The sequence below is a fragment of the Pseudophaeobacter sp. 1A16562 genome, from assembly GCF_041008785.1.
In the GTDB taxonomy this organism is placed as follows: domain Bacteria; phylum Pseudomonadota; class Alphaproteobacteria; order Rhodobacterales; family Rhodobacteraceae; genus Phycobacter; species Phycobacter gallaeciensis_A.
On sequence record NZ_JAXGFT010000004.1, the window covers coordinates 355,494 to 377,196 of the forward strand.

Here is a 21,703-nt window from a genome sequence, read left to right on the forward strand (position 1 = left end):
GGGAAAACAGCAAAGGGGAGCAGTGCCCCCCTTTGCCAGTCTCTTGGAAAGGGCAGGCGTGGCTTACCAGGTGCCGCCGACTTCCCATTTGGTGATCAGCTCGTTCAGGCTGCCGTCTTCCTTCATCGAGGTGATGGCGGCGTCGAACTTGCCGCGCAGCTCGTCATCACTTTCGCGGAAGGCCATGCCGATTCCACCGCCCAGCGGTACATCGTCACCGACGAAGACCAGGTCAGAGGCTTCGACTTCCGGCTCCAGGTAATCCTTGTCGGCCAGAACGGCATCGGCTTCGCCGGATTTCACGGCTGCGATGGTTTCATCCGGGGTCGGATATTCCACCAGGGTCGCGCCGGTGTCGACCACGTGGTTGGCCTGGATGGTTGCGGTCTGGGCGGCGATGATGCCACCGGTCAGGTCCACGTCGCTGGACATCGCGGCATAGGCCGAGGGCGACGGCGGGGTATAGCCTTGGGTGAAGTCGACGACTTCCTCACGCTCTTCGGTGATCGACATGCCCGCGATGATCGCGTCGTAGTTGCCCGAGGTCAGGTTCGGGATGATCGAATCCCAGTCGTTGGTGACCCATTCGCAGGTCAGCTCGGCGCGTTTGCACAGCTCGTCACCCAGCTCGCGCTCGAACCCGTCCACTTCACCTTTGTCGTTGATGAAGTTGTAGGGAGGGTAGGCGCCCTCGGTGCCCAGACGCACGGTATCTGCCAGTGCCACGCCTGCGGTCAGGGCCAGGGCGGCGGTGCCGAGAAGAATGGATTTCATGAGTATACTCCCGTTTTGGTTGGTTATTGGTCGTTTTATTGGTTTTAGCGTTTGGTCGAAGACAGGAAAGCCTTCAGTCGTTCGGATTTGGTGTTGCCAAAGACCTCGGCCGGGGTGCCTTGCTCCTCGATCAATCCCTGATGCAGGAACACGACGTGATCAGAGACGTCCTCGGCCATCTTCATGTCGTGGGTTACGATCATCATGGTGCGGCCTTCGGCGGCCAGATCCTTGATCACCTTGACGACTTCCTGCTCCAGTTCCGGGTCGAGCGCCGAGGTGGGTTCGTCGAACAGCAGGGCTTCGGGCTCCATGCACAGAGCGCGGGCGATGGCGGCGCGCTGCTGCTGGCCACCCGACAGTTGCGCTGGGTAAACGTCGCATTTGTCGCCGATGCCGACCTTGTCGAGATACTTGCGCGCAGAGGCTTCAACCTCGGCGCGGTCGCGTTTCAGCACCGTCAGCGGCGCCTCCATCACGTTTTGCAGGATGGTCATATGGGACCACAGGTTGAACTGCTGGAACACCATCGACAGGTTGGTACGGATGCGCAGAACCTGTTTTGCGTCGGCAGGGCGACGGCTCAGGCCGCTGCCGACCCATTTGATCGGCTCGCCCTTGAACAGGATTTCCCCCTGCTGACTGTCTTCCAGAAGGTTGCAGCAGCGCAGCAGCGTCGATTTGCCAGACCCGGATGAGCCGATCAGCGACACCACGGCGCCGCGCGGGGCGGTGATGTCGACGCCCTTGATGACCTCCAGATCGCCATAGGATTTATGCAGACCGCGCATCTCCAGAACCGGAGTGGCGTCGGGTGCAGTTTTGCTCGCAGGCGTTGCTTTGGTCGTTGTTTCGGTCAAGGTGCGCGTCGTCCGGTTGGATAAAATTTTGTCTTATTGGACCCAAAAAAAGCCGAATTGCAATGTTCAAACCGCACAAAGATCCGTGGTTTCCTACGAAACGGTCAGGCCTGCCGACAAAACGGACAATGCATCAGGCCTTGGCGCGGGCGCGGATCTTTTGTCCGGTCAGCACTGGGCCGGGCGGTGTCGGCACCGCCAGATAATCGGACATGGGAATTTGTACGATACCCTTGAGGTGCAGCGTCGCCAGCGTGTCCTCGTCGAGGTTGGAAATCGCGGTTTCAATCGCCTTGAACAGCACGTCGGGTGCGTTCCCGATGGCCGTGATAAAGGGCAGGCCGGGGGTCTCGGCAGTGCGCTCAAAGGCCTGAAGGTCGGCGGCGAAATCGTCGTATTGCTGCATCAATTCCCAAGATAGGATATCAAGGGCGGCAAAATCGGCGCGCCCCTCTGCCACGGCCAAAGCAGACTCCCGGTGGCCACCAGTCTCCAGCAATTCGCCGGGCAGCATGCCTTCATCCTGCATATGGATCAACGGCCCGGCCCAGCCGGATTGCGACAGGCCGTCGTTATAGGCAAAGACCTTGCCATCAAGCTGGCTCAGGCGGGACACATCTGCATCCTTGCGGGCAACAAAGACGCTGTAGTAATGCCCCGGCGCGCAGCCTGCGTGGCCGTAATCGGCGGTCCCGATCAGCTGTACCTCGCCGTATAGACGGGTGCGCAGCGGGCAGCCGCAGGTCTGGGCCAGCAGCAGGTTCTTTGCCGTCCAGGCGCTCCAGGGATCGCTTTTGCGGTCCAGCGCCTCCGGGACGTCCCATTCGCCGTCCAGCGCCTCACGTATTGCCGCCCAAAGACGGTCATTGGCCTCGGCGGTTTCCGGGCGGTCGTACATTCCAAGAAAAGCAATCACAGTGCAGCCTCCGCACGTTGTCTGGCCAGGGCGCTGTCCCGGTCGTTCACCCCAAGCAGGCTGGAGGAGAGCCTGAGCAACGTATCCTCGCTGTCATCCCTGTGGCCGTCAGCCAAGGCGACCATCCACAGCGCCTCGATCACCGCGGTGCGATCCTCGTAGCGTACGGCATCCTTGATGGCGCGGGTGAAACGGACGGTGTCGGGGGCTTCGGCCTCCATCGCCTCTGCCTCTTCGCGCAGCAGGATCGCGCCTCCCATGTCCAGCCCGTAGCGGGATTGGTTGATGCGGTCGATCCGGTCTTTTTCCTCTTCGGAGTAGTTGTGATCCGATCGTGCGACGCGCACCAGAAGGGCGCTGAGGGCCAGTCGGGCGTCCTCATCCGCGAGGGTGACCTTCGCGGGGGACAGAAGGCGGTTCAGGAGGTCCTGGAACAAGTCTGAGTTTCCTCTGAGGCGTTGGCGAGTTTGCGGCGCGCCCGCTCCCGCGCGGTTTCGTTGTCGGCATAGGACAGGCCCATGGCCTTGCGGGCGTCTTCCACGATCTTGACTTCGCCCTCGTGTTCGTCGCCATCCGCCAGCACCACTTCCCACAGGGCGTCCAGCGCGGCGAGCCGTTCGTCAAGCCCGGTGGTTTCGCGGATCAGGCGGCCGAATGTATCGGTCTCGGGCGCTGCGGCGTGCAATTTTTCGCAGCTGGCGCGCACCTTGGCCGCTTCAATGGCGTTATGCTGATATAGCCGCGCCAGAATCCGGTCGATCAGGCTGATCTCTTCCAGTTGATATTCCCGGTCGGATTGCGCCACGCGCACCATCAGCGCCCCGAGGGCCAGTTCAGCGTCGGGATCCGGCAGCGCCGGGGGCTGCGGCGGGCGGAAGGCTTGAAAGAGCTTTTTGAGCATGAGATCAGGATACCCTGCAACGCCGGTGGGGCCAACAGTTTCTAACCGTCGTAGCCTTCGATGATTTCCATGTCGCCGGTCGAGACCGGATCGCGCAGCGCCTTGGCGTCTTGATAGGCGACCGAGTCGTAGCAGGCCTTTGCGGTGTCGAAATCCTTGAATTCGATCACAACGGTGCGGGCGCGTGTTTGTCCTTCGCGGACTTCTTTCGCGCCGCCGCGCACCAGGAATTTCGCGCCGTATTCGGCAAAGGGCGCCGCGTTGGCCGCCACGTAGTCCTTGTAACGCTCCATATCGTCAACATCGACATGGGCAACCCAATATCCCTTTGGCATTCGGAATCCTTTTTGTCTTTTTGATAAGCTGAAACAGAAGCGACACAAAAACAATGGCCGCCTTGGCCTGAATTTCCCCGTTCGGTTCCGGAAAATCTAAAAAATTCGTTAAATAACGGGATTGCGCCTAGTGAAAGCCGCCCGTTTTGCGCGGGCGGCTTCAAGGGGTATGTCAGCCGAGTTCAGAAAGGCGGGCAAGCGCCTCTTTGATCTTGGTTTCTTCCTCTTCGCGGGCGGCAAGGTTCTCGCGCGCTTCTTCCACCACCTCATCGGGGGCGGAGGCCACGAACTTCGGATTGTTCAACCGTCCGCGCAGGCCGCCAAGTTCCTTGGCCAGTTTGCCAAGGGTTTTCTCAAGGCGTGCCTTTTCCTCGTCGATGTCGATGATATCGGCGAGCGGCAGGCCGAAGGAAGCGCCGGGCGCCGAGATCGAGACACAGCCCTTCGGCAGGCTGTCAACCTTGGTCAGGCTGTCGATCCGCGCAAGGCGTTTGATCAGCGCCTCGTTGCGGTCCCATGCGGTTTGGGCGGCCTCGTCGATCTCGGTCACCAACATGGCGACCTTGAGGCCCGCAGGCACATGCATCTGCGCGCGGGCAGAGCGGGTGTTCTCGATGACCGAGATCACCCAGTTGATCTCCCGGTCGGCCTCGGCGTTGACCAGGTCAGCGGCGGCGTAGGCAGGCCAATCAGCATGCACCAGCATCTTGGTGCGGGTTCCGGTCTGGCCCCACAGCTCTTCGGTGATGAAGGGCATGATCGGGTGCAGAAGGATCAGGCACTGATCCATGACCCAGCGCATGGTCTCGCGGGTCTCGGCCTGGGCTGCGGCGTCTTCACCCTGCAACAATGGCTTGGACAGCTCCACATACCAGTCGCAGACCTTGCCCCAGACAAAGGCGTAAAGCGCCTGCGCCGCATCGTTGAAACGATAGGCCTCAAGCGCCGCGTCCACTTCCTCACGCACGCGGGCGGTTTCGCCGATGATCCAGGCGTTGACGGCCTGCGCGGGCTTCAGATCGGCCACATCGGTCTGCGGCACCGCATCGGCGAAGACCTCGTTCATCTCGGCAAAGCGGATGGCGTTCCACAGCTTGGTGCCAAAGTTCCGGTAGCCGGCGATCCGCTGCATATCGAGCTTCAGCACCCCGCCGAGGCTCGCCATCGCCGCATTGGTGAAACGCAGCGCATCGGCGCCGTATTCGTCAATGATATCCAGCGGGTCGATGACGTTGCCGGTGGATTTCGACATCTTCTTGCCCTTGGCATCACGCACAAGGCCATGGAGGTAAACAGTGTCGAACGGGATCTGATCCACGACGGCCAGCTGCATCATCATCATGCGGGCAACCCAGAAGAACAGGATGTCCTGCCCGGTGACCAGCGTCGAGGTCGGGAAGTATTTGCCCAGTTCCTCGGTCTGTTCAGGCCAGCCCAGCGTGCCGATTGGCCACAGACCGGAAGAGAACCAGGTGTCGAGCACATCGGGGTCACGCCAGACCGGGTAGACCAGTTTGGTCGGATCCTGCGTGGTCTCATACTCGGCCAGCGCGGCGGCAAAGGCCTTGACCGCATCGGCGCGGGTTTCGACTTCAACCACCTGCGCGTGGTTCAGCGGCGTCGGCAGGCCAACCAGAATGTCGTCGAATTGCGGTTTGACGCTGTCGAAATCAGCGGCGCAATGGCGCGGCTCTTCGCCGATCAGCAGCTTCTGCTCCCACATCAGGCGCAGGCTTTCGACCAGATCAAGCGCGCCATCGCCCTCGTCATCGGTGAACCCTTCACCGGAGAGGTCAAAGCCGTACCAGACCGGGATCTGGTGGCCCCACCACAGCTGCCGCGAAATGCACCAGGGTTCGATGTTTTCCAGCCAGTGGTAATAGGTCTTCTCACCCGACTCCGGCAAGATCCTGACGGTGCCGTCCTTCACGGCCTCCAGCGCCGGGCCGACGACCTTTTCAGCGTCCACGAACCACTGGTCGGTCAGCATCGGTTCGATCACCACCTTGGAACGGTCGCCGAAGGGCTGCATGATCGGCTTGTTCTCGACCAGCGGCACCATGGTTTCGACAAGGTTGCCCTCGTCGTCCGTCTTGGCCTCTTTTATCATCACGGCGAGACCTTCGTCGGTGATCTGCTGCACCACGGCCTTGCGGGCCTCAAAGCGGTCCAGACCGCGAAGGTCCTCAGGCACTAGGTTGATAGCGTCGGCTTCGGCCTCCGAAAGGGCCTGCTCACCCTTGGCGACGGCCATGGCCGTGGTTGCGGCCTCTTCGTAAGGCGCACCATCGGCACGCATCGCGCCTTTGGTGTCCATCAGGCGGTACATCGGGATGCCGCCGCGCTTGGCCACTTGGTAGTCGTTGAAATCATGAGCGCCGGTGATCTTCACCGCGCCCGAGCCGAAATCGGGATCGGGGTATTCGTCGGTGATGATCGGGATCAGGCGGCGGTGTTCCTTGGGGCCGACCGGGATTTCCACCAGCTTGCCCACGATGGGGGCATAGCGCGCGTCATCGGGGTGCACCGCAACCGCGCCATCGCCCAGCATGGTTTCGGGGCGGGTAGTGGCGATGGAGATGTAATCGCGCTTTTCCTCGAGCGTGACATTCCCGTCCTCGTCCTTTTCAACGTAGGTATAGGTTGCACCGCCCGCGAGAGGGTATTTGAAGTGCCACATGTGGCCCGCAACCTCGATATTCTCCACCTCAAGGTCGGAAATCGCGGTCTCAAAATGCGGGTCCCAGTTCACCAGCCGCTTGCCGCGGTAGATCAGGCCCTTATTGAACATCTCCACGAAGACCTTGATCACGGCATCGTGGAAGTTGCCCTCTTCGCCTTCCGGGGCACCGGGGGCGCCGGACATGGTGAAGGCGTTGCGCGACCAGTCACAGGAGGCGCCGAGGCGTTTCAGCTGGTTGACGATGGTGCCGCCGGACTGGCTTTTCCAGTCCCAGACCTTTTCCAGGAACTTTTCCCGGCCGAGTTCGGCGCGGGAGGGCTGCTGGTTCTTCGCCAGTTCGCGTTCCACAACCATCTGGGTGGCGATGCCGGCGTGGTCCTGTCCAGGCTGCCACAGGGTGTCAAAGCCCTGCATGCGTTTCCAGCGGATCAGGATGTCCTGCAGCGTGTTGTTGAAAGCATGGCCCATGTGCAGGACGCCGGTGACATTGGGGGGCGGGATCATGATGCAATAGGTGGAAGCCTCGGGCTTCGCGTTTGCGCCTGCCTTGAAACAGCCTGCCTCTTCCCAGGCCGCGTAAAGACGGCTTTCGGCTTCGGCTGCGTTGAATGTCTTTTCCATCGCCATCGGTTTGGTCCTGCGTGCGTGTCATTTTTCGTCGCGTTCTCCCATATAGAACGGGGCGGCAAAGGGAAAGTGCCAAGGCGGGCAGGAAAATAAGGCAGGCGGGGGGAGTAATGCGGGTTTTGGCGCCGTCAACGCGCGGGGCGGTAACGGTGGTTTAACTCTGAGCCGCTAAGGTGGTTTATGAAGAGAACAGCGGGTCCTCCCCTCGGTCCGCCATTCACGAGACGCCCGGCCAGACTTTGATGCGGATGCCCGCAAAGTCGGCCGGGCGCACTACTTTTGGTACCCCGTAAATTCCTTTTTCACCGGTGTTGAAGGATGGGCGCGGCGCCTAGCCCCGGCTGCCGCTGCGGTCCAGTTTGGTCGACAGGTGGATCAGGCTTTCCGACGAACGCACGCCGCGCGCCTCGCCAATGCGGTCGATGGTTTCATCCAGTTCATCCGTGGTTTGCGCCACGACCTGCGCCAACAGGTCGAACCGGCCCGAGGTCGTATGCACCACTTCGACCCCCGGAAGGCTGCGCAGACGGGCCAGAACCTCGGGGCCGCTGCGGGGTTCGATGGAGATCAGCACTGTCGCCTGTAAGGGCGGGCGCACTGCAGGGGAGATTTTCAGCGTGTACCCGGCGATAACGCCCAGCGTTTCCAGCCGTTCGATCCGGGTTTGAACGGTGGTGCGCGCAAGATTGAGGTGACGCGCCAGTTCGGCCACCGGGCGGCGGGCATTGTCGCGCAAAAGCGCCAGAAGTCGCTGGTCTGTTTCGTCTATCTGCATTTTGTGTGCGCCATAATGACGGGAATTTCCGTCATAATATCAATAGTGACGGGGGAAATCGACGCGCTACTGGGCGAAAATGCAAGAAAACCGTCAATCGGCACGCAGTCCGTCCAACAAGGCTTTGATCTTATGCAGCATATTCCTCCGCTCTGGCTTGACCCCGAAACGCATCTTGCGCGGCGGCAGCCGGATCATCCCATCCTCTATTTCTCGCCGCGGGTGCTGCACGCGGTGGCGGACCGGTTCCTGACCGGCTTTCCGGGGCTGGTGACCTATGCAGTCAAGGCGAACCCCCATCCTGCGGTTCTGTCCAATTTGGTTGCCGCAGGCGTGTCGGCCTTTGATGTGGCCTCGCCAGCGGAAATGGAGGCGGTGCGCGCGGCCAGTGCGGATGCGGTGATGCATTACAATAACCCGGTGCGCTCGGATGTGGAAATCGCCGCAGGTATTGCCCACGGCGTGGCCAGCTGGTCGGTGGATGAGGCAAGCGAGCTGGACAAGCTGGCCGATGTGCCGCGCACCTGCGAGATCGCGGTGCGCTTTGCCTTGCCGGTCGAGGGCGCAGCCTATGATTTTGGCAGCAAATTCGGTGCCGCCCCGGAAGAGGCGATCGCGCTGCTGCAACGGGTGGCGGCAGAAGGCTGGACACCGGCTCTGTGTTTTCATCCCGGCACCCAATGCGAGGATGCCTCGGCTTGGGTCGAATATATCCACGCCGCACGCCGGATCGTCGATGCCGCCGGGGTAAAGGTGGCGCGACTGAACGTCGGCGGTGGCTTTGCCGCCAACCGCGATGGCGTGGCGCCGGATCTTGAGACGGTGTTTTCCGCCATTGGGACTGCTGTGTGCGATGCCTTTGGTGACGCCGCGCCAGAGCTGATCTGCGAGCCGGGCCGGGCGATGGTGTCTGAGGCCTTTACCCTTGCCGCCCGCATCAAAGGCCTCCGCCAGGGCGGTGGCGTGGTCTACCTCAACGATGGGATCTATGGCGGGCTGGTCGACATCCGCGACATGGGTTTGCCCGGGCGCGTGACCGTGGTCAGCGCCGAGGGGCAGCACCGGTCGGCGCCGCGCAAGCCGCGCATCGTGTTCGGCCCGACCTGCGACAGTCTGGACCGTCTGCCGGATGGTCTGCCGCTGCCCGAAGACAGCGTGACAGGCGATTATGTGCTGTTCCCCGGGCTTGGTGCTTATTCTTCCGCCATGAGCACGCAATTCAATGGCTATGGCCTTTCGGATGTAGCCACCGTGATCGAGCTCTCTGGACAAGCTGGCACGCGAGGCTAATGTCGGCCCCAAAGCAGCACTGAGCGCGCGAAGGGGATGAGCATGGAAAAGTTCGGAAAAAGCCAGCCGGTGAAACGGGTCGAGGATGTCCGGTTCCTGACGGGACACGGCCGCTATATCGAGGATTCTGCGCCCCAGGGCGCCTTGCGCTGCTGGGTTCTGCGCAGTCCTGTGGCGCATGGCACGATCACCCGTCTGGACGTCGAAGATGCCCGCGCCGCCGACGGCGTACAGATGGTGGTGACTTACGCCGACTATCAGGAGGCGGGCTATGACACCGGAATCGATGGCATCCTGATCAAGAATCGCGACGGATCGGGCGCGGCGGCACCGCATCGGCCGATGCTGGCCCATGATCGCGTGCGTCATGTGGGCGAACCTGTGGCGGTTGTTGTGGCCGAAACCATGGATCAGGCCCGTGATGCCGGAGAATTGATCGAGCTGGAAATCGACGACCTGCCGGTGAAAATGGACATCGCGCCGGGCGGTGAGCCGCTGCACCCGGATGTGCCGGACAACCTCGGCTTTGACTGGGGCATGGGCGATGAGGCCGCAACCGAGGCTGCCTTTGCCGAGGCCGCCCATACCGTGGCGCTGCAGGTTGAGGACAACCGGATCATCGTCAACTCGATGGAGCCGCGTGGCTGTTTCGCCGAATGGCAGGACGACCGTCTGCATTTCACCTTTGGCGGGCAGGGCGTCTGGGGCGTCAAATCCAACCTCGCCAAGAAACTGCGCCTTGAAGAAGAACAGGTACATGTGGTGACCCCGGATGTGGGCGGTGGCTTTGGCATGAAATCGCAGCCCTATCCGGAATATTATGCTGTCGCCCATGCGGCGAAGGTTCTGGGGCGACCGGTGCTTTGGGTTGGGGACCGCACGGAATCGATGCTGTCGGACAATGGTGGGCGCGATCTGACCTCGCTGGCGGAACTGGCCTTTGATGCGGATCTGAAGATCACCGCCTATCGGGTGAACACCCGTTGCAACCTTGGCGCCTACAACGCGCCTTTTGGTCAGATCATCCAGACGACCCTGTTCAGCCGCGTTCTGGCCGGGGTCTATGACATCCAGACCGCCTGGTTGCGTGTCGAAGGGATCTATACCAACACCACCCAGGTTGATGCCTATCGCGGCGCCGGCCGCCCCGAGGCGATTTATGTGCTGGAGCGGGTGATGGACCGGGCCGCGCGTGAACTTGGCGTTGATCCCTGGGAGCTGCGGCGCCGCAATTTCATCGCCCCGGCAGCCTTTCCTTATGCCACCGTAACTGGTGAAAGCTATGATGTCGGCGATTTCAACCGGGTGCTGAGCCGCGCCGCGGAAGAGGCTGATATGGCAGGCTATCCGGCCCGCAAGGCTGCAGATGCAGCATCGGGCAAACTGCGGGGCGTCGGCCTGTGTTACTATATCGAAAGCATTTTGGGTGATCCTTCGGAAGGCGCGGAAGTGGAGTTTCTGGAGGACGGCCGGGTGAATATCTATGTCGGCACGCAAAGCAACGGACAGGGGCATGAAACCGTTTATGCCCAGTTCCTTGCCGATCAGACTGGCATTCCCGCAGACCAGATCCACGTGGTGCAGGGCGACAGTGACCTGATCGCCAAAGGCGGCGGCACCGGCGGGTCGCGCTCGGTCACCACGCAGGCCAATGCCACCCTTGCCACCGTCGATGCGATGGTCGCGGCCTTCACGCCTTTCCTCGCCGATGAAATGGGCGTCGAGGAAGACGCACTCGAATTTGATGGTGAAACCTTCCGCGCGCCGGGATCTAACGTTACCCCGACCGTTCTTGAAGCGGCCGAGATGGCCCGCGCGCAGGGCCGGACCGACTTGCTGCGTCACTCGGCGCGGGCCACGCTGCCGGGGCGCTCGTTCCCGAACGGGGCTCATATCTGCGAAGTGGTGATCGATCCGGAAACCGGCGCGTCCGAGGTTGACCGCTATACCGTGGTGGATGACTTTGGTAACCTGATCAACCCGGCGCTGGCCGAAGGGCAGGTGCACGGCGGTGTTGCGCAAGGGCTGGGCCAGGCCATGCTGGAACATGTGGTCTATGACGAAGAGGGGCAGCTGCTCACGGCAACGTTCATGGACTATGCCATGCCGCGGGCGTCAGATATGCCGATGATCGGCTTTGCGACCGAGGCCGTACCCTCGACCCAGAACCCGATGGGGATGAAGGGCTGCGGCGAGGCCGGAACCGTGGGCGCCATGGCGGCGGTCGCCAATGCGGTGCAGGATGCGGTCTGGGCACGCGGTGTGCACCAGATGGACATGCCGTTCACGCCGTTGAAACTATGGGAAGTGCTAAGGGATGTCTCTGTCGCAGCTGAGTAAACGTGTCTTTGGATGGCTCGGACGGCCTTTGCGGTCCGAGCATTCCGCCGAGACCGCGCTGCGCGGGCCGCAGGCCCATGTGATCATTCTGGACGGGACCATGACCTCGCTGCGGCCGGGCCATGAATCCCATGCCGGGCAGACTTACCTTCTGTGCAAGGAGGTCGGCCCGGAAGTTTCCGTATTCTACGAAACCGGTGTGCAGTGGACTGGCTGGTCCAGTGCGCGGGATGTCATGGTGGGCACCGGCATCAACCGGCAGATCCGTCGCGCCTATGGCTATCTCGCCTCGCGCTACCGGCCTGGCGACAGTATTTTCCTGATCGGATACAGCCGCGGGGCCTATGCGGTACGCTCACTGGCCGGGGTGATCGGCGAGGTCGGCCTGCTGCGCCCTGAACACGCCACCGAACGCAATATTCGCACTGCCTACCGCCATTACCAGCAGGGGCAGGACGCGGAGATCGCCCGCGCCTTTCACGATGCCTATTGCCACGCTGAAACCCAGATCGAAATGATCGGCGTCTGGGACACGGTCAAGGCGCTGGGCTTTCGTCTGCCGGTGCTGTGGCGCTGGTCCAAGGACCCGCATGGCTTTCACAACGATGAATTGGGCCCGCATGTGAAGAATGGCTATCATGCGCTGGCGCTGGAGGAGACCCGCGACGTCTTTGCCCCGGTGTTGTGGTCCTGTCCCGACGGGTTCAACGGCCGGGTGGAGCAGATGTGGTTCCGCGGCGCCCATGGGGATGTGGGCGGGCAGCTTGGCGGTTTTGAGGCGGCGCGGCCGCTCGCGAACCTGTCGCTGGTCTGGATGCTGGAAAAGGCCGAGGATTGCGGATTGCCGCTGCCGCAGGATTGGCGCATGCGGTTCCCGGTGGATCCCGGCGCGCCATCGGTCGGCACCTGGCGCGGCTGGGGTAAGATCTTCTTGCTGCGCAGTCGCCGTCCGGTGGGCAAGGACCCGAGCGAGCGTCTGCACAGCAGTGCTAAGGGTTTTGTGATCAAGGAAAAGCGCTCGGCCTGGCGCCTGTTCTGGCCCTCGCGCGCAGCACGCTGAGGCGCGCGGCGGGTTGATCAGCCTTTCGGATCGGGCAACTTCATCACGATGCAAGTGGTTGAACCTGTCGCGTAAAGCTTGCCATCCTCGACGCCGCGGATTTCGCCGTGGGCCACGCCGGTCGAGCGGCCGACATGATCGGTGACGCCGATGCAATCCACTGTGACGCCCAGTGGAATCGAGCGCAGGATGTTGATCTTGTATTCCAGCGTCGTATAGGCGGATCCCTTGGGCACGCGGGTCATAACCGCGCAGGCCATGGCGCTGTCCAAGAGCGTGCCATACCAGCCGCCGTGCACGGTGCCCATGGGATTGGTATATGCAAACTCCGGCGTGCCACGGAAGACGATGCGGCCTTCGCCAACCTCGTGCAGGGCATAGCCCAGCTGCGCGCCGATGGGCGGGCCGGGCAGTTTGCCATCCAGAATACCTTGCATGAATTCAAGGCCCGAAAGCTGGGTGATTTCCGACATCGGCAGCAGGTCCGCAGGCGATTTTGCAATGAACATGAAAGAGATGCCCCATCCAATTGAAGTGCCCGGCGCCAAGGCCGGGCAATCAGAGTTCCATTTTGGAATGAGGCTAGGCGCGGCTTACGGCGCCAGCAAGTCTTACGCCACGTTCTCGAGCGAGACCTTGGGCGTGATGCCAAGGGCGAAACAGACATCGCGGGTCAGCTCGGGACGGTTCAGCGTGTAGAAATGCAGCTTTTCGACGCCGCCTTCGAGCAGCTCGGTGCAGAGCTCGCTGCACATCGCGGTGGCCAGCAGATCAGCGCGGTCATCGCGCAGCGCCTTTTCAAAGGCATCTTCGACCCAGGCGGGGATCTTGGTGCCGCAGCGGCGGGCAAAATTGCGGGCGCCTTTCCAGTTCTCGATCGGCAGAATGCCAGGCGTCAGTTTCGAGCCGTCAATGCCCGCCTTTTCGCAGGCATCGCGGAAGCGGAAGAAGGTTTCGGGTTCGAAGAAGAACTGCGTCAGCGCTTCGTCCGCGCCTGCGTCCAGCTTGCGCTTCAGCCAGTCCACATCGGCCTGGGCGGTTGCGGCATCGGGGTGCTGGTCGGGGTAGGCGCCGACACGCACGGTGAATTTCCCGGTGTCCGCCAGGGCCTCGATCAGTTCGACAGAATTGGCGAACCCGTCGGGGTGCGGGGTGAACTTGCCTTCGCCCTTGGGCGGGTCGCCGCGCAGGGCAACGATTTCAGACACGCCTGCCTCGGCAAAGCGGTCCGCGATCTCCATCGTTTCGGCCTTGGTCGCCTGCACGCAGGTCAGGTGCGCGGCCACATTAAGGCCCGAGGATTTATGCAGCGTCGCCACCGCATCGCGGGTCAGATCGCGGGTGGTGCCACCGGCGCCATAGGTGACAGATACAAAGCGCGGGTCCAGCGGTGCCAGAACCTGAACCGTGTCCCAAAGGCGGAAAGAAGCCTCAAGCGACTGCGGTGGAAAGAACTCGAACGAGATGTCAGGGGTCTTCATTAGGGGATCTCCGACTGATTTGACCTCTTGTTGCACACGCAGCATTGTGAGACAAACTCATAATTCTCAAGAACAACATGAGCGACGCGATAGAATGCACATCGAATTCCGCCATCTGCGCACGATCAAGGCCATCCACGAAGCCGGTGGGCTTGCCCGCGCGGCCGAGCAGCTGAACATCACGCAAAGCGCTCTCAGCCATCAGATCAAGGGGCTGGAGGAACAAGCGGGGGTGGAGTTGTTCCTGCGCCGCTCCAAGCCGATGAAACTGTCGCCTGCCGGGCTGCGGCTATTGCGTCTGGCCGAACAGGTGCTGCCGCAGGTCGAGGCTGCGCAGGCGGAGTTTTCCAACCTGCGCGAAGGTCACGCCGGGCGGATGCATATCGCCATCGAATGCCATGCCTGTTTCGAATGGCTGTTCCCCGTGCTTGAAGCCTTTCGCAAAAGCTGGTCGGACGTGGATGTGGATATCCGCCCGGGCCTCGCCTTTGACGCACTGCCCGCGCTGCAAAAGGAAGAGGTGGATCTGGTGGTCTCCTCCGACCCGGATACGCTGCCGGGCGTCGAATTCATCGAGTTGTTTGATTACCGACCGGTCTTTGTCGCCTCATCGCAGAACCCGCTGGCGGCAAAACCCTATATCGAGGCTGAGGATTTCCGGGATCAGACGCTGATCACCTATCCGGTGGAGAAATCCCGTCTGGATGTGTTCAGCCAGCTCCTGACACCGGCGGGGGTCGAGCCTGCGTCTATCCGTCAGGTCGAGTTGACCGCCGTGATCCTCTTGCTGGTGGCGTCGAACCGGGGGGTGTCTGTTCTGCCAGATTGGGTGGTGCGCGAGGTCAAGTATTCCTCGGACTATGTGACCCGGCCGCTGACCGCAGAGGGGATTACCCGCAGGCTTTATGCTGCGGTGCGCAGCGAGGACCGCGAAAAGCCCTATATGCAAGAGCTGATCCGCATGGCCAAGGTCGAGGCGCGCAAGCTGCAGCAGCAATAACGCGTTTGGCAGTGCCCCAGCCGGGCTGATCCCGGCGGGGGCGGTTTCTTGGACGTAAACAGGCGGTCAGATCAGTTTGACGATCTGCTTGCCAGTATTGCCGCCCTTCAGCAGCGAGCGGAACGCCTCGGGGGTGTTTTCCAGACCTGTGGCGATGTCCTCAAGGAAGCGGATCTCACCCGAGGCAACCTTGGGCGCGACTTCTTTCAGGAACTCCGGGTAGCGGTCGAAATGATTCGAGATGATGAAGCCGTTCACCGACAGGAATTTCACCAGGATATTGCGCCAGATGTTGGGCCCGGTCAGCGCCACATCCGATGCGCCTGCGCCCAGACCGCCGGCGTTGTACCAGGCGATCATGCCGCAGATCGGGATACGCCCATGCGGGTTCATCAGCGGCAGCACCGCCTCCAGCACCTTGCCGCCGACGTTTTCGAAATAGATGTCGATGCCCTTGGGGCAGGCCTCGGCCAGATCCTTGCGCAGGGATTTCGCATCGGCATAAGCACGGTGATCAAGGCAGGCGTCAAAGCCGAAGGTCTCGGTCGCCAGTTTGCATTTGTCGGCGCCACCCGCGATGCCGACAACGCGCAGGCCTGCCAGTTTGGCCAGTTGTCCGACCATTGAACCAACGGGACCGGTTGCGGCGGCCACCACCAAGGTTTCGCCCGCTTCAGGCCGACCATAGGCGGTCAAGCCATGCCATCCAGTAAAACCGGGCATGCCCAGCACGCCAAGCGCTGCGGTGATCGGACCTTGTGCTGGATCCAGCTTGCGCAGTTCCTTGGCTGGCAGGCAGCCGTGGCTGGCCCAACCCAGCATGCCAAAGGCGAAATCGCCCGGTTTGAAGTGCGGGCTGTTCGACGCGATGACCTCACCCACGGCGCCGGCCTCCATGGTGCCGCCGATAGGCACCGGCGCGGCATAGGATTTGGCATCGTCCATGCGGCCACGCATATAGGGGTCCAGCGACATATAGTGCGATTTCACAAGCACTTCGCCCTCGCCGGGCTGGGGCAGGTCAACGGTTTCAAGGCGGAAATTGTCATCCGTGGGCTCTCCGTCCGGGCGGCTGGCCAGCACGATACGCTGCATCTGTTCGGTCATTTGGATCTCCCTATCCATTGTGTCACTGTCCGTCTCACCTGTGTCTCACTGGGGCGATGCGGCTTATCTGAACTGTGTAGTTCAGTTTTGCGGAATGCAACCATCCTCGAAAATAACCCGACGGCAAAGAAGGCAAAGGCGCTGTCCCGGAATTGCAGGGTATTGGCTCTTGGCAAGAAGGGGCAGGGCGCGTATAGGCACTGTTTGACCGGCATCTCCCCGACCGACACAGGAGTCTGCAGATATGATTGGCAGCGCGAACCTTAATGTGATGATCAAGGCCGCCCGCAAGGCAGGCCGCTCCCTCGTGAAAGACTTTCGCGAGGTTGAGAACCTTCAGGTCTCGATGAAAGGCGCGGGTGACTTTGTGTCCCGGGCGGATATCGCCGCGGAAAAGATCCTCAAGGATGAGCTGATGGGCGCGCGCCCGACCTACGGCTGGCTGGCCGAAGAGGGCGGAGAGACCCCCGGCGAGGATCCTACCCGCCGCTGGATCGTGGATCCGCTTGATGGCACCACCAACTTCCTGCACGGCCTGCCGCATTGGGCGATTTCGATCGCGCTTGAGCACAAGGGCAAGATCGTGGCCGGAGTGATCTATGACGCGGCCAAGGACGAGATGTTCTTTGCCGAAAAGGGCGCCGGTGCCTGGATGAACGACACCCGCATCCGGGTGTCGGGCCGTCACCGGATGATCGAATCCATCTTTGCAACCGGTCTGCCGTTTGGCGGTCGCTCGGATCTGCCTGCGACCCTGCAGGATCTGGCGCGGCTGATGCCCGCCTGCGCCGGTGTGCGCCGCTGGGGCGCTGCGGCGCTGGACATGGCCTATGTGGCGGCTGGCCGCTACGAAGGCTTCTGGGAACGTCGCCTGAACGCCTGGGACATGGCGGCTGGCATCATCATCGTCAAAGAGGCCGGCGGGTTGATCGAGGCGCTGGACCCCGAGGAGAGCATTCTCGAATCCGGCGAAGTCGTTTGCGCGAACGAGCCGATGTTCGAAGCCTTTGCGAAAGTGATCCGGGGCTGATCCCAAGACAGGGGTGCCGGGGTTATCCTCAGGACGTCCACAAGAATTCCACATTAAGAAGCGCGTGCAATCCCAGCGGTTGCGCGCGCTTCTTCATTTATCCACCTGGGCAGGATTTGGTTATTTGCCCCAGGGACCCGGCCTTGAATGCGGATGGCGGCTCTTGCGGGGCAGGCGGGGAATGCGGCTGGGGCTATAGGTGTAATGGGTATCAGGATGATCGGGGCGACCATGGGTACGGTTCCAGAACACAGGGCCGCCGCGTTTCATCCACAGGGGCAGGCAGAGCGCCATGCCAACGATGAAACCGCCCGTATGCGCCCAATAGGCGACCCCGCCGGTGTTGGGATCAGCGCCAAGCCCGCCGATGAATTGCAGCGCCAGCCAGACCCCCAGCATGATGAAGGCAGGGATCGAAAAGACCCGGAAATAGATGATGAGCACCAGAAGGATATCCACCCGCGCCTTTGGAAACATCAGAAGGTAGCCCCCCATGACCCCGGCAATCGCACCAGATGCCCCGACCGTGGGCACGTTGGACATTGGGCCTGCCATCACGTGGATCAGTCCGGCGCCAAGCCCTGCCAATAGGTAGAAACCCAGAAACGGCAGGTGGCCCATCTCGTCTTCGAGGTTGTCGCCGAAAATCCAAAGGAACAGCATATTCCCGGCCAGATGCATGAAACCCGCGTGCAGGAACATCGAGGTGAACAAGCTGCTGAGATGGCGACCGTAGGAGAGTTCAGCCGGAACGATGCCGTAGGTATAGTAGAAGCCTGCCATCAGCCGGGGGCTGGTGTAGGTGGTCACGGCATATAGAAACACCGCGATATTCACTGCCATCAGCAGGTAGACGACATAGGGCGTGCGCCCGGATGGATTGTGATCACGCAGCGGAAACATGCGGGAACGCTGGGCCGGTTTCGGCCCAGCGTCAAGCAGTTATCGGGCGGAGCTGTTGCCGGATCTTGACCGTCAGGCGCTGCCGCCCAGCAGCGCGGCGTTGCCGCCGGCGGCCGTCGTATCGACGCAGACGTGGCGCTCGGCCAGGACCCGGGCACGGTCGGGCTGTCCGGGGATCAGCGGTACGATGGGGCCGTCCCGTTTGGCGAGGGTCTCTTCGATCTGGCGACCGGCGTCCTCATCGCCCCACCACAGAACACCCGCGATGTCCTGAAGGTTCACAAGCTGCTGCAGGTCGAGCATGCCGTTCGCCTGAATGGCGGTGCCGCCAAGCTCCATGACCGCCTTAGCCTGTGCGGCGGCAGCCTTGGCCCCCGGCCCCATGCACAAAAGCGGCGGGCGGGCGGTGACGGTCAGCCGGTTGGATTCGCCGGTCGGCCCGGGCAGAGAGGTGGTGACAGGCGCCGTCGCCGTCCCAATTGCGCCGGGCAGCTGGCCTGCAGCGCCTGACCAGGTCTCTGCGCTGTTTTGACGATCCGGTGCACAGAAGCGCGACAGGTAGAAGGGACCACCCGCCTTGGGGCCGGTGCCGGACAGGCCTTCGCCGCCAAAGGGCTGGCTGCCGACAATGGCGCCGATCTGGTTGCGGTTGACGTAGATATTGCCCGCGTGGATCCGGTCGCAAACGTGCTGCACCCTGTCATCGATCCGGGTGTGCAGGCCAAAGGTCAGACCATAACCGGTGCCGTTGATCTCGGCGATCACCCTGTCCAGATCCCGCGATTTGAAACGCGCCACATGCAGCACCGGACCAAAGATTTCCTGCTCCAGCGCGGCGATGCCGGGCACTTCGATCAGAGTGGGCGCCACAAAGGTGCCGCCCTGCGGTGTCTGCATCTCTTTCAGCACCCGACCTTCGGCGCGCGCGGCGTCGATATGGGCCAGAATGCCCGCCCGTGCGGTTGCGTCGATGACCGGGCCGCTGTCGGTGGACAGATGCCAGGGGTCGCCAAGGGTCAGCGTGTCCATCGCGCCTTTCAGCATCTTCAGGAAATCATCCGCGATGTCTTCCTGCACATAGAGGCAGCGCAGGGCACTGCAGCGCTGGCCTGCGGATTGAAAGGCGCTTTCGAGGATCGATTGCACCGCCTGTTCCGGCAGCGCAGTGGAATCCACGATCATTGCGTTCAGCCCGCCGGTTTCCGCAATCAGCGGCGCGCCGGGTTTCAGGTTTGCCGCCATGGCACGGCGGATACGCAGGGCTGTTGCGGTTGAGCCGGTAAAGGCCACGCCGCCAACGCGCGGGTCCGAGGTCAGGGCCGCACCAACGCGCGAGCCGGGACCGGGCACCAGTTGCAGGGCGGACCGCGGAACGCCTGCCTCATGCAGCAGCTGCACGGCGCGATGGGCGATCAGCGGCGTCTGCTCGGCTGGTTTGGCCAGAACGGCGTTGCCAGCAGCCAGCGCTGCTGAAACCTGCCCCGAGAAGATCGCGAGCGGGAAATTCCAGGGCGAAATGCAGGTGAAGATCCCGGCTGGCGCAGCATCCGGAATGCGGGCGGCGTAGTAGCGCAGGAAGTCCACCGCTTCGCGCAGCTCGGCCACGGCATCGGGGATGGATTTACCCGCCTCCCGTGCCAGCAGCGCGAAGAGTTCGCCGTAGTTTGCCTCGTACAGATCCGCCGCCTTGTTGAGGGCCGCCGCCCGATCCGCAGCAGATGCGTTCCAGGGCTGGGCGGATGCGAGCGCCGTTTCGATATCCGCCACGCTCGATGGGGTGAGCTGTCCCACTGGCGTCAGATCCGATGGGTTGGTCACATCCTCGGCGGCATCCGGCACGGCTGCTCCCGCGAGCAAAGGCCCGGCCTGCCATTGGTGGTCGCGCCAGGGCGCGCGGGCGGCTTCGATGGCAGCCAGCGTCGGCGCGTGGCCCAGATCAAACCCCATGGAGTTGCTGCGCTCGGGCGCAAACATCTCCGGGCCGGTGGGGATGCTACGGCTGACATCGGCAACCGCGTCGAATGGGTCGGCGGCCACCACCTCGGGCGGGACGTTTTCATCCACGATCTGGTTCACGAAAGAGCTGTTGGCGCCGTTTTCCAGCAGGCGCCGCACCAGATAGGCGAGCAGGTCGCGGTGCGCGCCTACGGGCGCGTAGATCCGGCAGTTGGTACCGTTCTGCTCCTTGACCATCTGGTGCAGGGTTTCGCCCATGCCGTGCAGGCGCTGGAATTCATAGACACTGCTGTCCTCTGCCATATGCAGGATGGCGCTGACGGTATGGGCGTTGTGGGTGGCAAACTGCGGGTAAATGCGGTCGGTCATGCCCAGCAGTTTGCGCGCATTGGCGATATAGGACACATCGGTCAGCGATTTGTTGGTGTAGACCGGGAAACCGTCGATGCCTTCGACCTGTGCGCGCTTGATCTCGGTGTCCCAATAGGCGCCTTTGACCAGCCGCACCATGAAGCGGCGGTCGTATTTCTCGGCCATCTCATAGAGCGCATCAATCGCCAGACCGGTGCGCGGGCCATAGGCCTGTACCACAACCCCAAAGCCGTCCCAGCCCGCGAGTGCGGGATCAGAGACCACCGCCTCAATCACCTCAAGCGACAGCGACAGCCGGTCGGCCTCTTCGGCATCGACGTTGAGGCCCATGCCGGCGGCCTTGGCCAGCAGCGCCAGCGCCTTCAGCCGTGGCACCAGCTGTTCAATCACCCGGGCTTCCTGCGCCAGTTCATAACGCGGGTGCAGCGCCGAGAGTTTCACGGAAATGCCGGGGTTCTTGCGGATGTCATCGCTGTTGCAGGCCACGGCGATGGCAGAAATCGCCTTTGAATAGGACAGGTGATAGCGGGAGGCGTCCGCTTCGGTACGCGCGGCTTCGCCCAGCATGTCGTAGGAATAGGTGTAGCCCTTGGCCTCCATTCCGGCGGCGCGCTTCATCGCGCTTTCGATGCTTTCGCCCAGAACGAACTGACGGCCCATTTCCTTCATCGCGCGGCCCACGGCGGTGCGGATCACCGGCTCACCCAGACGTTTGACGGCGCCGCGCAATGCGCGCACCGGGCTTGGCTTGGCCTCATCCAGAACCTTGCCGGTCAGCATCAGCGCCCAGGTCGAGGCATTGACCAGCGAGGAGGAGGAGTGACCCAGGTGTTTGCCCCAGTCAGACGGCGCGATCTTGTCCTCGATCAGGGCATCGATGGTATCGGCATCCGGCACCCGCAGCAGCGCCTCGGCCAGACACATCAGGGCGATCCCTTCATCGGTCGACAGACCGTACTCCGCCAGGAATACCTCCATCAACCCCGGGGCCGAATGGCCACGGATATCCCGCACGAGGGCGGCCGCATTGGCGCAGATCGCCGCACGTTCGGTTGCGGGCAGGGCGGCGGTGGCAACCAGTTGGTCGCGCATGGCGTCCTGATCGACGTAGGTGCCTGCATCAATGCGATAACGCAGTTGATCCTGCTGTGTGTCGGGGCTCTGGGGGGCGGGGGCGTGTGTCATGCAGAAGGCTCCACTATGTTCCGCAAAAAGTCTGATGCCCAGAATACAGCAAATATTGCGGGACATTCGCCTGATTGTGGGGGATACTCAGTTCAATTGCCGCAAATT

The 21,703-nt window shown here is 62.3% G+C and carries 18 protein-coding genes; 5 read left to right on the top strand and 13 right to left on the bottom strand.

What is annotated here, in order from left to right; genetic code table 11:
* Window positions 1-63 precede the first annotated feature (63 nt).
* From SM764_RS08150 to SM764_RS08185, 8 genes are all read right to left on the bottom strand, one after another.
* Window positions 64-774, bottom strand: a complete 711-nt coding sequence (locus SM764_RS08150; protein ID WP_065270690.1) for a transporter substrate-binding domain-containing protein — start codon at window positions 772-774, stop codon at window positions 64-66.
* 44 nt (window positions 775-818) lie between these two features.
* Entirely contained in the window at window positions 819-1,565 is a 747-nt protein-coding gene (locus tag SM764_RS08155) for an ABC transporter ATP-binding protein (protein WP_065273507.1), read from the bottom strand.
* Between the two features lie 202 nt (window positions 1,566-1,767).
* On the bottom strand, window positions 1,768-2,550 hold the full coding sequence (locus SM764_RS08160) for a phosphate/phosphite/phosphonate ABC transporter substrate-binding protein (protein ID WP_368947076.1): 783 nt from the start codon (window positions 2,548-2,550) through the stop codon (window positions 1,768-1,770).
* Window positions 2,547-2,987: a tellurite resistance TerB family protein gene (locus SM764_RS08165; protein WP_369001488.1), complete on the bottom strand. Its 441-nt coding sequence runs from the start codon at window positions 2,985-2,987 to the stop codon at window positions 2,547-2,549. The genes SM764_RS08160 and SM764_RS08165 overlap by 4 nt, the downstream gene beginning before the upstream one ends.
* Window positions 2,969-3,451: a tellurite resistance TerB family protein gene (locus SM764_RS08170; protein WP_065270687.1), complete on the bottom strand. Its 483-nt coding sequence runs from the start codon at window positions 3,449-3,451 to the stop codon at window positions 2,969-2,971. Before SM764_RS08170 ends, SM764_RS08165 begins: the two co-directional genes overlap by 19 nt.
* Window positions 3,452-3,492: 41 nt before the next feature.
* Window positions 3,493-3,786, bottom strand: a complete 294-nt coding sequence (locus SM764_RS08175) for a DUF1330 domain-containing protein (protein ID WP_065270686.1) — start codon at window positions 3,784-3,786, stop codon at window positions 3,493-3,495.
* Window positions 3,787-3,958: 172 nt separating this feature from the next.
* Complete coding sequence (locus SM764_RS08180) at window positions 3,959-7,096, bottom strand: valine--tRNA ligase (RefSeq protein WP_369001489.1); 3,138 nt, start codon at window positions 7,094-7,096, stop codon at window positions 3,959-3,961.
* 331 nt (window positions 7,097-7,427) lie between these two features.
* Window positions 7,428-7,871 carry an Lrp/AsnC family transcriptional regulator gene (locus SM764_RS08185; RefSeq protein WP_065270684.1) on the bottom strand — a complete coding sequence of 148 codons (444 nt, stop codon included), beginning with the start codon at window positions 7,869-7,871 and terminating at the stop codon, window positions 7,428-7,430.
* Between the two features lie 132 nt (window positions 7,872-8,003).
* Here SM764_RS08185 and SM764_RS08190 point away from each other — a divergent pair, with 132 nt between their 5' ends.
* The 3 genes from SM764_RS08190 to SM764_RS08200 are packed head-to-tail and all read left to right on the top strand — an operon-like array spanning window position 8,004 to window position 12,561.
* Complete coding sequence (locus SM764_RS08190; RefSeq protein ID WP_368947078.1) at window positions 8,004-9,161, top strand: type III PLP-dependent enzyme; 1,158 nt, start codon at window positions 8,004-8,006, stop codon at window positions 9,159-9,161.
* Between the two features lie 42 nt (window positions 9,162-9,203).
* On the top strand, window positions 9,204-11,501 hold the full coding sequence (locus SM764_RS08195) for a xanthine dehydrogenase family protein molybdopterin-binding subunit (RefSeq protein WP_368947079.1): 2,298 nt from the start codon (window positions 9,204-9,206) through the stop codon (window positions 11,499-11,501).
* A complete protein-coding gene (locus SM764_RS08200) occupies window positions 11,479-12,561 on the top strand; it encodes a T6SS phospholipase effector Tle1-like catalytic domain-containing protein (RefSeq protein ID WP_065270682.1) in 1,083 nt (360 codons plus the stop codon). The genes SM764_RS08195 and SM764_RS08200 overlap by 23 nt, the downstream gene beginning before the upstream one ends.
* Window positions 12,562-12,578: 17 nt before the next feature.
* Here the strand turns inward: SM764_RS08200 and SM764_RS08205 are convergent, their stop codons facing one another.
* Both SM764_RS08205 and metF read right to left on the bottom strand, forming a co-directional pair.
* Window positions 12,579-13,070 (bottom strand): PaaI family thioesterase, encoded by a 492-nt coding sequence (locus SM764_RS08205; RefSeq protein ID WP_369001490.1) that lies wholly within the window; start codon window positions 13,068-13,070, stop codon window positions 12,579-12,581.
* A gap of 102 nt (window positions 13,071-13,172) precedes the next feature.
* Window positions 13,173-14,042, bottom strand: a complete 870-nt coding sequence (gene metF, locus SM764_RS08210; protein ID WP_065270680.1) for a methylenetetrahydrofolate reductase [NAD(P)H] — start codon at window positions 14,040-14,042, stop codon at window positions 13,173-13,175.
* A 94-nt stretch (window positions 14,043-14,136) separates the two neighbouring features.
* On the opposite strand from metF, the gene SM764_RS08215 reads away from it, so the two are divergent.
* Window positions 14,137-15,042, top strand: coding sequence for a LysR family transcriptional regulator (locus SM764_RS08215; RefSeq protein ID WP_369001491.1), 906 nt, complete (start codon window positions 14,137-14,139; stop codon window positions 15,040-15,042).
* Window positions 15,043-15,108: 66 nt separating this feature from the next.
* Here SM764_RS08215 and SM764_RS08220 read toward each other — a convergent pair whose 3' ends face one another.
* Entirely contained in the window at window positions 15,109-16,149 is a 1,041-nt protein-coding gene (locus tag SM764_RS08220; protein ID WP_369001492.1) for an NADPH-dependent curcumin/dihydrocurcumin reductase, read from the bottom strand.
* Between the two features lie 244 nt (window positions 16,150-16,393).
* Here SM764_RS08220 and SM764_RS08225 point away from each other — a divergent pair, with 244 nt between their 5' ends.
* A complete protein-coding gene (locus SM764_RS08225; RefSeq protein ID WP_065270677.1) occupies window positions 16,394-17,179 on the top strand; it encodes an inositol monophosphatase family protein in 786 nt (261 codons plus the stop codon).
* A 120-nt stretch (window positions 17,180-17,299) separates the two neighbouring features.
* Here SM764_RS08225 and SM764_RS08230 read toward each other — a convergent pair whose 3' ends face one another.
* Both SM764_RS08230 and putA read right to left on the bottom strand, forming a co-directional pair.
* On the bottom strand, window positions 17,300-18,082 hold the full coding sequence (locus tag SM764_RS08230; RefSeq protein WP_369001493.1) for a rhomboid family intramembrane serine protease: 783 nt from the start codon (window positions 18,080-18,082) through the stop codon (window positions 17,300-17,302).
* Window positions 18,083-18,154: 72 nt separating this feature from the next.
* A complete protein-coding gene (gene putA, locus SM764_RS08235; RefSeq protein ID WP_369001494.1) occupies window positions 18,155-21,595 on the bottom strand; it encodes a bifunctional proline dehydrogenase/L-glutamate gamma-semialdehyde dehydrogenase PutA in 3,441 nt (1,146 codons plus the stop codon).
* Window positions 21,596-21,703: the final 108 nt, after the last annotated feature.

Coding starts and splice junctions, on each gene's coding strand:
- SM764_RS08205 (WP_369001490.1), bottom strand. CDS start 13,070: ATGTTCATTGCAAAATCGCCTGCGGACCTGCTGCCGATGTCGGAAATC.
- putA (WP_369001494.1), bottom strand. CDS start 21,595: ATGACACACGCCCCCGCCCCCCAGAGCCCCGACACACAGCAGGATCAA.
- metF (WP_065270680.1), bottom strand. CDS start 14,042: ATGAAGACCCCTGACATCTCGTTCGAGTTCTTTCCACCGCAGTCGCTT.
- SM764_RS08200 (WP_065270682.1), top strand. CDS start 11,479: ATGTCTCTGTCGCAGCTGAGTAAACGTGTCTTTGGATGGCTCGGACGG.
- SM764_RS08190 (WP_368947078.1), top strand. CDS start 8,004: ATGCAGCATATTCCTCCGCTCTGGCTTGACCCCGAAACGCATCTTGCG.
- SM764_RS08180 (WP_369001489.1), bottom strand. CDS start 7,096: ATGGCGATGGAAAAGACATTCAACGCAGCCGAAGCCGAAAGCCGTCTT.
- SM764_RS08230 (WP_369001493.1), bottom strand. CDS start 18,082: ATGTTTCCGCTGCGTGATCACAATCCATCCGGGCGCACGCCCTATGTC.
- SM764_RS08150 (WP_065270690.1), bottom strand. CDS start 774: ATGAAATCCATTCTTCTCGGCACCGCCGCCCTGGCCCTGACCGCAGGC.
- SM764_RS08220 (WP_369001492.1), bottom strand. CDS start 16,149: ATGACCGAACAGATGCAGCGTATCGTGCTGGCCAGCCGCCCGGACGGA.
- SM764_RS08195 (WP_368947079.1), top strand. CDS start 9,204: ATGGAAAAGTTCGGAAAAAGCCAGCCGGTGAAACGGGTCGAGGATGTC.
- SM764_RS08175 (WP_065270686.1), bottom strand. CDS start 3,786: ATGCCAAAGGGATATTGGGTTGCCCATGTCGATGTTGACGATATGGAG.
- SM764_RS08170 (WP_065270687.1), bottom strand. CDS start 3,451: ATGCTCAAAAAGCTCTTTCAAGCCTTCCGCCCGCCGCAGCCCCCGGCG.
- SM764_RS08225 (WP_065270677.1), top strand. CDS start 16,394: ATGATTGGCAGCGCGAACCTTAATGTGATGATCAAGGCCGCCCGCAAG.
- SM764_RS08185 (WP_065270684.1), bottom strand. CDS start 7,871: ATGCAGATAGACGAAACAGACCAGCGACTTCTGGCGCTTTTGCGCGAC.
- SM764_RS08155 (WP_065273507.1), bottom strand. CDS start 1,565: ATGCGCGGTCTGCATAAATCCTATGGCGATCTGGAGGTCATCAAGGGC.
- SM764_RS08215 (WP_369001491.1), top strand. CDS start 14,137: ATGCACATCGAATTCCGCCATCTGCGCACGATCAAGGCCATCCACGAA.